Genomic DNA, 10,803 nt, shown 5'->3' on the forward strand with positions numbered 1-10,803 from the left:
GGTGGCGCGCGGTGGCGTCCTGGGCTGTGCCGAGCGCGCCGACGGCGACTGGGGTAGCGCCGGGGGTGGTGTCCGCGGCGCGCCGCGGTCCGCCGGGCGAGGCTGCGGCTGCGCGGCGCCCTGCGGACGCGCGCGTGACGTCGTGCGGCGGACCGGGGGTGGTGGTGGACCGTCCGGCGGTCGGCGCTTCTCCTCGTCAGTCACCGGCTCAGCCGCAGACGGTCTGGACGTCGTCCGGGGTGAACGGGTCCACACCCGGCTTCGGTGCTTCGGTGACGACCTGCTCCGGCGGCGTCTCCTGCTCCGGTACGGCCGGGTCGGTGCCCGGCGCGACCGGCTCCGTGGGCGGCGTGGGCGCCGCCGGGGGGACGATCGGCACGTCCGCGGCCATGTTGGCCCAGATGGTGTCGGCCTCGGAGGTCCACACCACCTGGTTCGGGTCCTGCGACCACGCGCCGAACGGGATCGTCATGAACGTGATGTTCCCACTCGGCACGTCCCGCAGGCTGAAGGCGAGCCCGGCGAGGTTCGAGACGTTCCCGGTGTCCGGGTCGGCGGTGAGCGACTGCGTGGCCGCGTTGAGGAACAGGTAGAGCTTCGTGGAGTCGGTGAGGAGGTTCTTGGACAGCACCTCCGTGGCCGTGGCGGCGAGCAGCTGCTGCTGCCGGCCCAGGCGGTTCGTGTCCGAGCCGTCGCCCACGCCCTGGCCGGTGCGCGCCCGGGCGTAGGCCAGCGCCGTCGTCCCGTCGAGCGTGTGCTGACCGGCGGTGATCTGCAGGCCTGCCTTGGGCGAGGTCATGTCGTTCGGGATGCACATCGGGATGCCGCCGAGGGCGTCCACCATGTTGACGAACCCCGCGAAGTCCACGACGACCCAGCCGTCGATGAACACGTTGGTGAGCGACTCGACCGTCTTGATGGTGCACGCGGCGGCGTCGGCGACGTTGCCGGACTGCGAGCCGATCGAGAAGGCCTCGTTGAAGCGCGTGGACCGCGAGCCGCCCACCGTGCCGTCCGAGCGGGGGCAGTCGGGGATCTCCACGTGCGAGTCGCGCGGGATCGAGACCAGCTCGACGCGCGTCCGGTCGGCCGAGATGTGCATGACGATGGTCGTGTCGGAGCGCATGCCGTCGACGGCGCCGCCGATCTCCGCGTTGGCGCCGTCGCGCACGTCCGAGCCCATCAGGAGGATGTTCAGCGGGCGGCCGGAGTTCGGGTCCGTCGGGTCGACCGGCTCCGCCTGCACCGGGCGGTCCTCGCCGAGCTGCGCCGTCACGTCATGGGTCTCGATGTTGTTCTCGAGCCGGACGTACGCCGTCGCGGCACTGGTCGCGCCGAACGACAGGACGGCGACGGTGGTCAGTGCGGCGACGTGACGGAGCCGGTGGCTGCGCACCGTGCGGGCGTGGCGCGCGACGCGCGGGCGCGCCGGGGCGGAGTGGCGGGGTGTCACGGAGGTTGATCTTACGAGCGGGCGGCGCCGTCCCGACGGCGGCATCGGGTCGGGTCCGTGGAGGAGTCGTGGAGAAGGGGGTGCGCGTCGCCCGTGAGCGGGGGGCGCCGAGGCTCTCGATAGGGTCACCGCGTGACAGTTCTGGTGACAGGGGGCGCGGGGTACATCGGCGCGCACGTCGTCCGCCTCCTGGTGGCGAGCGGCCTGCCCGTGGTCGTGGTCGACGACCTGTCGACCGGCGACGCCGACCGCCTCCCGGGCGTCGCGCTCGAGGTGATGGACCTCGCGGCGTCGTCCGCGGTCGAGCGGCTCTCCCGCCTGATGGCGGAGCGGGGCGTGACCGACGTCGTCCACCTCGCGGCGCGCAAGCGGGTCGAGGAGTCGGTGCGGCGGCCGGCGTGGTACTACCAGCAGAACGTCACCGGTCTGGCGCAGGTCGTCTCCGCCATGGAGGACGCCGGGGTCGGGCGTCTGGTCTTCTCCTCGTCCGCGGCGGTCTACGGCGAGACCGGCCTGGTCGACGTCGACGAGGACGCGACGACCCGTCCGGTGAACCCGTACGGCGAGACCAAGCTGGCGGGGGAGTGGCTCGTGCGGGCGGCCGCCGACGCGGGGGTGCTGCGCGCGATCAGCCTCCGGTACTTCAACGTGGCGGGTGCCGGCTGGCCGGACCTCGGTGACCACGAGGACGCCAACCTCGTCGGGATCGTCCTCGCGCGCCTGGAGCGGGGCGAGGCGCCCGTGATCTTCGGCGACGACTTCGCGACCGAGGACGGGACGGGCGTGCGGGACTTCGTCCACGTCCTCGACCTCGCGAGGGCGCACCTCGCGGCCCTCGACCACCTCGCGGGGTCGCCCGACCGCCACGAGGTCCTCAACGTCGGCACGGGGCGTGGCACGTCCGTGCGGGAGGTCGTCTCGGGGCTGTGCGCGCTGACGGGGTCGGACGTCGAGCCCGTGCGCGCGGGTCGTCGACCCGGCGACCCTGCCCGCGTCGTGGCGGCGACCGGACGCATCGAGCGCGTGCTGGGCTGGCGGCCCGAGGCGACGCTGCACGACATGCTCGCGAGCGCGGTGGCGGCCCGCCGCCGGTGACGCATGAGCGTCACCGGCGTGCGCACGGTGACAGGTGGGTCAGCGCCCCAGCTCGACGTACTTCGCCTCGGTGACGTCCTTCTGCGGCCGCCACCACGCCTCGTTGGCCCGGTACCACTCGACGGTGGCGGCCAGGCCGTCCCGGAAGGAGCCGTAGCGCGGCTCCCAGCCGAGCTCGGTCCGCAGCCGGCTGGAGTCGATCGCGTAGCGCATGTCGTGACCGGGCCGGTCGGCCACCAGGTCGTACGCGTCCCGCGGCTGCCCCATCAGCTCGAGGATGAGCTCGACGACCGACTTGTTGTTCTCCTCGCCGTCCGCGCCGATGAGGTACGTCTCGCCGATGCGGCCACGCTCGACGATGGCCCAGACCGCCGAGTTGTGGTCGTCGACGTGGATCCAGTCCCGCACGTTCTCGCCCGTGCCGTAGAGCTTGGGGCGCACGCCGTCGATGACGTTGGTGATCTGGCGCGGGATGAACTTCTCGACGTGCTGGTGGGGCCCGTAGTTGTTCGAGCAGTTCGAGATGGTGGCCTGGACGCCGAACGACCGCACCCACGCGCGGACCAGGAGGTCGCTGGCGGCCTTGGTGGACGAGTACGGGCTCGACGGGTTGTAGGGCGTCTCGGGCGTGAACTTCGCCGGGTCGTCGAGCTCCAGGTCGCCGTAGACCTCGTCGGTCGAGATGTGGTGGTACCGGACGCCGTGCCGGCGCACCGCCTCGAGCAGCGTGTAGGTCCCGACGACGTTGGTCTGGACGAACGGCCAGGGGTTGCTCAGGGAGTTGTCGTTGTGGGACTCGGCGGCGAAGTGGACGACGAGGTCGGCGTCGGCGACGAGCCGGTCCACGAGCTCCGCGTCGGCGACGTCGCCCTGGACGAGCTGCACCCTGTCCGCGACCGGCGCGAGCGACGCGGTGCTCCCCGCGTAGGTGAGGGCGTCCAGGACCGTCACCCGCACCTCGGGGCGCGTGGCCACCGTGTGGTGGACGAAGTTCGAGCCGATGAAGCCGGCTCCGCCGGTGACGAGCAGACGCACGGGTGACCTCCTGGGTGGGACAACGGGACCGTCGGCCAGCCTAACGGCCGCCCCGCCGCCGACGGAGGCAGTGGCGCCCGGCACGTGCGTGGACGAACTCCGGACGGAACGGGCAGGGCGCGTGCCGGTCCTTGACCTGCCTGCAACACCGGCTGAGACTGCGCCTGACTAGCCTTCGAGACAGGACTCCCATGACTCTCCTCCGCCCAGCCGCCGTCGCCCTCGTGACCGCAGCCGTGACGGTCCTCGCCTCGACGGTGTCCCCGGCGCCCGCGGGTGCCGTCACGACCACCACCGCGACGACCACCGCCGCGACGACCACCACCACCGCGACGACCACGGCGACCCCGGCCGCGCGCGGCGTGCCCACGACCGAGGACCCCGCCGCCGCCGGCGAGGACGGCACCTTCACCGAGGTCGAGGTCGTGGTGCCCCCCGTGGACGAGGACGGCGAGGTGGCCCTGACGCCCGAGGTCGCCGCGGGTCAGGCCGACCCGTCCGTCGTGGTGGCGGACGAGGTCGTGGCCGACCGCGTCGAGGGCGAGGTGCTCGAGACGGAGACGTTCCAGACGCTCGGCGTCACGTGGCCGGCGGAGGAGGAGGTCGCCGACCTCGGTCTCGAGGTGCGGACCCGCGCCGCCGGCAGCTGGAGCGAGTGGGTGCCCCTCGAGCCGGCCGACGACGGCCCCGACCCCGGCTCGCCCGACGCCGCGAACGCGCTCCGCAACGGCACCGACCCGCTCTGGGTCGGCGACGCGGACGCCGTGCAGCTGTCGTTCCGGGCGACGCCCGAGGGCGGTCCGCAGGACATGGCGCTCGCGCTGATCGGCTCGCCCGAGGCGGCGTCCGACGACGAGGGTGCCATGACCGTCGAGACCGCGGCCTGGACGCCGGTCGAGGCCGCCGCGGACGTCCCCGCCGCGGGCCCGGTGCTCACCGCCACCCAGCCGCGCGTGATCAGCCGTGCCGAGTGGGGCGCGCGCGCCCAGGTCTGCAGCCCGGACACCGCGTCACAGCTCGTCGGCGTCGTCGTCCACCACACGGCGGGCTCGAACGCGTACTCCTCGGTCGACCAGGCCAAGCAGCAGATCCGCAACGACCAGCGCTACCACATCGAGTCCCGCGGCTGGTGCGACATCGGCTACAACTTCATCGTCGACAAGTGGGGAAACATCTACGAGGGACGGGCGAACAGCCTGACCCAGCCGGTCATCGGCGTGCACGCCGGCGGGTTCAACACCGGCACCGTGGGCATCTCGATGCTCGGCGACTACAGCCAGGTCAACCCGGGCGCGGCGGTCCAGGAGAGCATCGCGCAGCTCGCCGCGTGGCGCCTGCGCCAGTACCACCGCGACCCCAACGGCACGATGAGCTTCCGCACGCTCGGCGGGGAGAACTCGAAGTACCCCGCCGGGGCGACGGTCACCCTCCCGGTCGTCTTCGCGCACCGGGACGTCGGCAACACGGCGTGCCCCGGCAACGCGGGCTACGCGACGCTGCCGAACATCCGGACCCGTGCGGCGCAGCTCGCCGCCCCGTCGCTGGTCAACCCGTCGGTGCCCGCGTCGGTCCGGCAGGGTTCGGCCGTCACCCTCGCCGCACGCACCCTCGGCGACATCAACTGGCGGCTGGAGGCCAGGGACGCCCGGACCGGCGTGCTGGTCCACGCCTCCATCGGCTACGGGCAGCAGGCGTTCGGCGGCGTCGTCGCCACGTGGGACGGCAACAACAGCGCCGGGCGTCCGGTCGGGCCCGGGCCCTACCGCCTCACGCTCAGCGGCACGGGCGCCGGTGGTGCGGCGATCCACCCCTACTCGGCGACCGTGACCGTCACGGGCAGCCAGAACCCCGCCACCGTCGCGCCGGTGCCCCTGACGGGCGACCTGCGCTTCGTCCCCGTGACCCCGACCCGCGTCCTGGACACCCGACCGCTCGCCGAGTCGCTCGGCCCGGACTCGCGACGCGACGTCGTCGTGGCCGGCGTGGGCGGGGTCCCCGCCGACGCGAAGGCGGTCGCCGTGAACATCACGGCGGTGAACTCGTCGACCATCACCCACCTGCGCGCCTGGCCGGCGGGGCAGAGCCGCCCCGGTGCCTCGGTCCTCAACGCCGACGCCGCCCGCTCGGCGTCCGCGTCGGGTGTGACGCTCGGCGTCGGGGGGGAGGGCAAGATCAGCCTCTACAACAGCGCCGGGTCCACCCACGTGCTCGTCGACGTGACCGGCTACTACACGACGAGCGGTGGCAGCGGCTACGCCCAGCTCGGGACGGCGGCGCGGGTGCTGGACACGCGCACCACCGGTGGGCGGATGAGCGACGGGCAGCGCCGCAGCGTCACCGTCGCGGGGCAGGGCGGCATCCCGGCCGACGCGACGGCCGTGGTGATGAACGTGACGTCGGTGGTGTCGGGCGGCAACGGCTACGTCAGCGTCGTCCCGGCCGGTGCGGCCGCGGGCCAGACGTCCAGCGTCAACCACCTGCCCGGCACCGACGTCGCGAACCGGACGACCGTGCCGCTGAACGGCGGCAAGGTCGACGTGCTGCTGGCGGGTGCCCCGGCGAACGTGGTCCTGGACGTCGTCGGCTGGTTCGGTCCGGGCGCGACGGGTCGGTTCACGCCGATCGCGCCGGTGCGGGCGTTCGACACCCGCGCGGGCGGCGGTCCCATCGGTGCGGGGCAGTCCCGGACGTTCCCGATGTCGTCGGTCGCGGGCTTGCCCGCGACGGCGCGGGCCGCCGCGATCACCCTGACGACCACCCAGCAGACGTCCCCGGTGACCTACCTCACGGTCTGGCCGGCCGGCGCCGGGCGACCGCCGACGTCGGACCTCAACACCGGCCGCGGCCGCGACCAGGCGAACAACGCCGTCGTCGGACTCTCCCCGGCCGGGGTGCAGGTCTACAACAACCTGGGCCAGACGCACGTCCTCGCCGACGTCTACGGGTTCTACCGCTGACGCGGTGAGCCCGCGCGACCGGCCGCCACGGTGCGGCCGGTATGCTGACGCGGCGTTTCCCGGCAGTGCCCAGGAGGAGAGCGAGCTGCGATGTCCCAGTACGACACCACCCTGGATCCCTCGGTGTCGAACAACAGCCACGTGCAGCTCCTGGACCTCGTGGGCGGCGGCAAGGACGTGCTCGACGTCGGCTGCTCGACCGGTTACCTCGCGGAGGCGCTGACGCAGCGCGGCTGCACGGTCAGCGGCATCGAGTACGACGCCGAGGCCGCCGAGCTCGCCCGGCCCCACCTGGACCGGCTCGTGGTCGGCGACCTGAACACGCTCGACCTCGCCGAGGCCTTCGGCGAGCGCCGGTTCGAGGTCATCGTCCTCGGGGACGTGCTGGAGCACCTCGCCGACCCGGCACCCGTGCTGGGGCGGCTCGTCGGGCTCCTCGCGCCCGGCGGGTCGGTGGTGATCTCGATCCCCAACGTCTCGCACGGCTCGATCCGGCTGGCGCTCCTGCAGGGCTCCTGGGAGTACCAGGAGCTCGGCCTGATGGACCGGACGCACATCCGCTTCTTCACGCGGTGCACGCTCCTGGCGATGCTGCGCGGCGCCGGGCTGTCGGCCGTCGACGTGCGCACGACGGTGAAGGACCCGCTGGCCTCCGAGGTCGTGGTGGACGTCGAGCGGCTCCCCGCGGGCGTCGTGGAGTGGGTGCGCGAGCAGCCGGACGCGCTGACCTACCAGTTCCTCGTCCGTGCGGTCGTGGACGACGCGGCCGGCGCCGTCGAGGCGTCACGGCTCGAGCGCGAGGAGCTGCGCGTGCGGCTCGCGGAGGCGCAGGGACGCGTGGCCCACCTCGAGCGCGCGCTCGAGCGCGCGCGCGGCGACGTCGACGCGGTCCTCGCGACGCGGACGGTCCGCGCCCTCGCGGTGCCGCGCGCGGTGTACGGGCGCCTGCGCCGCGTGCTGGGTGGTCGGGCTCGGTGATCACCCTCCTCCGAGAGCTCGGCGGCTCCCGCGAGCTGCTGGTCAACCTCACGCGGCGCGAGATCAAGGGCAAGTACAAGCGCACGGCGCTCGGGCAGCTCTGGTCGCTCGCGAACCCGATCGCCCTGATGCTCATCTACACCGCGGTCTTCTCGGTGATCATCAACATCCCCGCCGATGTCGGCGACCCCAGCGGGCTCAACGTCTTCGCGGTGTGGCTGATGTGCGGCCTGCTGCCGTGGAGCTTCTTCACGAACACCGTGACGTCGGGGATGGGCTCGCTCGTCGGCAACGAGAACCTCATCAAGAAGGTCGCCTTCCCGCGGGTGACGCTCGTCGCCTCGAGCTCCCTCGCGGCGATGTTCACCTGGGCGATCGAGATGCTGGTGCTCGCCGTCGTGCTCGTGTTCCTCGGCGCCGACGTGTGGCTGTGGATCCCCGGGGTCGTGCTCATGATGGTGCTGCTCGCGCTCTTCGCGACGGGCGTCGCCATGATGCTGGCGATGGCGAACGTGTACTTCCGCGACACCCAGCACTTCGTCACGATCGTGTTCCAGGCGTGGTTCTACCTGACGCCGATCCTCTACCCGGTGTCGTACGTCGCGGGGATCTCCGAGCGGACGGGGCCGCTGCTCGGGTCGGTCACGATCCTGGACCTGTACCGCCTCAACCCGATGGAGCGCTTCGTCGAGGTGTTCCGCAACCTGCTCTACGACAACCGGCTCCCCGAGCTCGACTCGCTCGCGTGGTGCGTCGGCTGGACCGTCGTCGCGCTCGCCGTGGGCGGACGGGTGTTCTCACGCAACCAGGCGAAGCTGGCGGAGGTGCTGTGACGGCGGGTGGTGCGGCGGCGGTGACCGTCGACGGTGTCTCCAAGCGGTTCCGGGTCTACCACGAGCGCAACCAGAGCCTGAAGGCCGCGATCATGCGCGGCCGGCGGTCGGTGTACGAGGACTTCTGGGCGCTGCGCGACGTCGGGTTCGAGATCCCGGCCGCGAGCACGTTCGGCCTGGTCGGTGACAACGGCTCGGGCAAGTCGACGCTGCTCAAGTGCATCGCCGGCATCCTCGCGCCGGACGCGGGGACGATCACGTCGCGGGGCCGGATGGCGGCGCTGCTCGAGGTCGGCTCGGGCTTCCACCCGGAGCTGTCGGGGCGCGACAACGTCTACCTCAACGGCTCGATCCTCGGCATGACGCGCAAGGAGATCGACGGCAAGTTCGACGAGATCGTGGACTTCTCCGGGGTCGAGCAGTTCATCGACCAGCCGGTGAAGAACTACTCGTCCGGCATGTACGTCCGCCTCGGGTTCTCGGTCGCGATCAACGTCGACCCCGAGATCCTCCTCGTGGACGAGGTGCTCGCCGTCGGTGACGCCGCCTTCCAGGACAAGTGCACGCAGAAGTTCACGCAGTTCAGCCGCGAGGGGCGCACGGTCGTCGTGGTGAGCCACTCGATGCCCTCGCTGCGCAACATGTGCGACACGGTCGCGTGGCTCGAGCACGGGAACCTCGTCGAGACGGGCGACGCGAAGCCCATCCTCGAGCGCTACCTGGACTCGACCCGGCACGACGCGCGCGTCGACGCGCAGGGTCGCGTCCGCTGGGGCAGCGGCGAGGCGGTCATCGACGCCGTGGAGCTGCTCCAGGACGGCGCGCCCGCCGAGACGGTGCGCACGGGGGACCCGGTGGTGATCCGGATCCGCTACACCGCCAAGGAGCGGATCGCCGACCCGGTCTTCGGCCTCGCGCTCGAGTCCCACGACGGCGTGTACCTCTGGGCCAACAACACCCGCGACACGAACCACCCGATCGCGGCGATCGAGGGCGAGGGCGTCGTCGAGTGCCGGATCCCGGCGGTCGCGCTGCAGCCCGGCAGCTTCCAGCTCATGGCGTCCATCGTCGACTCCTCCACCACGCACACCTACGACTACCTGCGTGAGGCCGCGACGCTCAACGTCGACTACGGCACGCCGGTCGAGTCCGGCGGCTACCTGGCGCTCGACGGGCGCTGGTCGTGACCGCCCGCCGGGTCCTGGTCGTGACCCTCGACACGATCACCGACCGGATGGCCGGTCCGGCCATCCGCGCGTGGGAGATCTCGCGCGCGCTCGCCACGGAGCACGACGTGCGCCTGGTGACCTTCGGCCGGTGCACGCGGTCGGGGGAGGGCTTCGACGTCCGCCAGATCGGCGTCGGCGACTTCCGCGCGGAGGTCGAGGCGAGCGACGTCGTCGTGATCCAGGGCTTCGTCTTCAACGCCTTCCCGTGGCTGCAGACCTGCGAGCAGGTGCTCGTGGTCGACCTCTACGACCCCTTCCAGCTCGAGACGCTCGAGGTCGACAGGTACAAGCCCGAGGCCGCGCGGAACCAGGCGCTCGCCTTCGCGCTCGGCGAGCTGTCGGACCAGGTGCGCCGCGGTGACCTGTTCCTGTGCGCGTCCCGCCGGCAGCGCGACCTGTGGATCGGCCAGCTGGCCGCCGCCGGACGCATCAACCCCGACACCTACGACGCGGACCCGTCGCTGCGCTCGCTCATCACGATCGTGCCGTTCGGCACCGCGCCGGAGCCGCCGGTGCAGGCCCGGCGCGCGATCAAGGGCACCGTCCGGGGCATCGGCGTCGACGACAAGGTCGTCCTGTGGGGCGGCGGCGTCTACAACTGGTTCGACCCGCTGAGCCTGGTGCGGGCCGTGGACCGCCTCAAGGAGACGGTGCCCGAGGTCCGGCTGTTCTTCCTCGGCATGAAGCACCCCAACCCGGACGTCCCGGAGATGGCCGTGGCGACGCGGTGCCGGGAGCTCTCCGACGAGCTCGGCCTCACCGGTCGGCACGTGTTCTTCAACGAGGACTGGGTCCCCTACGAGTCGCGCGCGGACCACCTGCTCGACGCCGACGTCGGCGTGAGCTGCCACTTCCCGCACGTGGAGACCGAGTTCTCGTTCCGGACGCGCATCCTGGACTACCTGTGGGCCGGCCTGCCGATCGTCGCGACGCAGGGCGACTCGTTCGCCGAGCTGATCGAGGCCCGCGGCCTCGGGCGCACGGTCCCGGCGGAGGACGTGGACGCGCTCGTCGAGGCCCTGGAGGCGATGCTGACCGACGAGCGCGCGCGCGGGGCCGCGCGCGCGGCCGTCCGCGAGGTCGCGGCGGGCTTCACGTGGCCGGTCGTGCTGGAGCCCCTGGTGCAGTTCTGCCGGGAGCCGCGTCGGGCCGCCGACGCGCACCGCCTCACGGCCGCGGCGCACGCCGCCCCGGTGCCGCGTCCGCCGCGCCTGCAGCAGGTC

General features: G+C 72.6%; 8 protein-coding genes. 6 read left to right on the plus strand and 2 right to left on the minus strand.

Annotation, left to right across the window (positions count from 1 at the left end; genetic code table 11):
• Positions 1–208 precede the first annotated feature (208 nt).
• Entirely contained in the window at positions 209–1,453 is a 1,245-nt protein-coding gene (locus IDM29_RS11205; RefSeq protein WP_255491594.1) for an LCP family protein, read from the minus strand.
• Between the two features lie 132 nt (positions 1,454–1,585).
• Between IDM29_RS11205 and galE the strand changes: the two genes are divergently transcribed.
• Positions 1,586–2,548 carry a UDP-glucose 4-epimerase GalE gene (galE, locus tag IDM29_RS11210; protein WP_182111777.1) on the plus strand — a complete coding sequence of 321 codons (963 nt, stop codon included), beginning with the start codon at positions 1,586–1,588 and terminating at the stop codon, positions 2,546–2,548.
• A 39-nt stretch (positions 2,549–2,587) separates the two neighbouring features.
• Here the strand turns inward: galE and rfbB are convergent, their stop codons facing one another.
• Complete coding sequence (gene rfbB, locus IDM29_RS11215; RefSeq protein WP_182111776.1) at positions 2,588–3,583, minus strand: dTDP-glucose 4,6-dehydratase; 996 nt, start codon at positions 3,581–3,583, stop codon at positions 2,588–2,590.
• Between the two features lie 191 nt (positions 3,584–3,774).
• Between rfbB and IDM29_RS11220 the strand changes: the two genes are divergently transcribed.
• The 5 genes from IDM29_RS11220 to IDM29_RS11240 form a co-directional block, all read left to right on the plus strand.
• A complete protein-coding gene (locus IDM29_RS11220) occupies positions 3,775–6,540 on the plus strand; it encodes an N-acetylmuramoyl-L-alanine amidase (protein ID WP_182111775.1) in 2,766 nt (921 codons plus the stop codon).
• 90 nt (positions 6,541–6,630) lie between these two features.
• The gene (locus IDM29_RS11225; protein WP_182111774.1) at positions 6,631–7,518 is read left to right on the plus strand and encodes a bifunctional 2-polyprenyl-6-hydroxyphenol methylase/3-demethylubiquinol 3-O-methyltransferase UbiG; all 888 of its coding nucleotides are present in this window, start codon (positions 6,631–6,633) and stop codon (positions 7,516–7,518) included.
• Positions 7,515–8,351: an ABC transporter permease gene (locus tag IDM29_RS11230; RefSeq protein ID WP_255491593.1), complete on the plus strand. Its 837-nt coding sequence runs from the start codon at positions 7,515–7,517 to the stop codon at positions 8,349–8,351. Before IDM29_RS11225 ends, IDM29_RS11230 begins: the two co-directional genes overlap by 4 nt.
• 20 nt (positions 8,352–8,371) lie before the next feature.
• Positions 8,372–9,538, plus strand: coding sequence for an ABC transporter ATP-binding protein (locus IDM29_RS11235; RefSeq protein WP_255491592.1), 1,167 nt, complete (start codon positions 8,372–8,374; stop codon positions 9,536–9,538).
• Positions 9,539–9,558: 20 nt separating this feature from the next.
• Positions 9,559–10,803: glycosyltransferase (locus tag IDM29_RS11240; RefSeq protein WP_309232721.1), on the plus strand; the 1,245-nt coding region annotated here is incomplete at its 3' end.

Origin of the sequence: Actinotalea sp. JY-7885 (genome assembly GCF_014525465.1) — a bacterium.
Lineage (GTDB): Bacteria > Actinomycetota > Actinomycetes > Actinomycetales > Cellulomonadaceae > Actinotalea.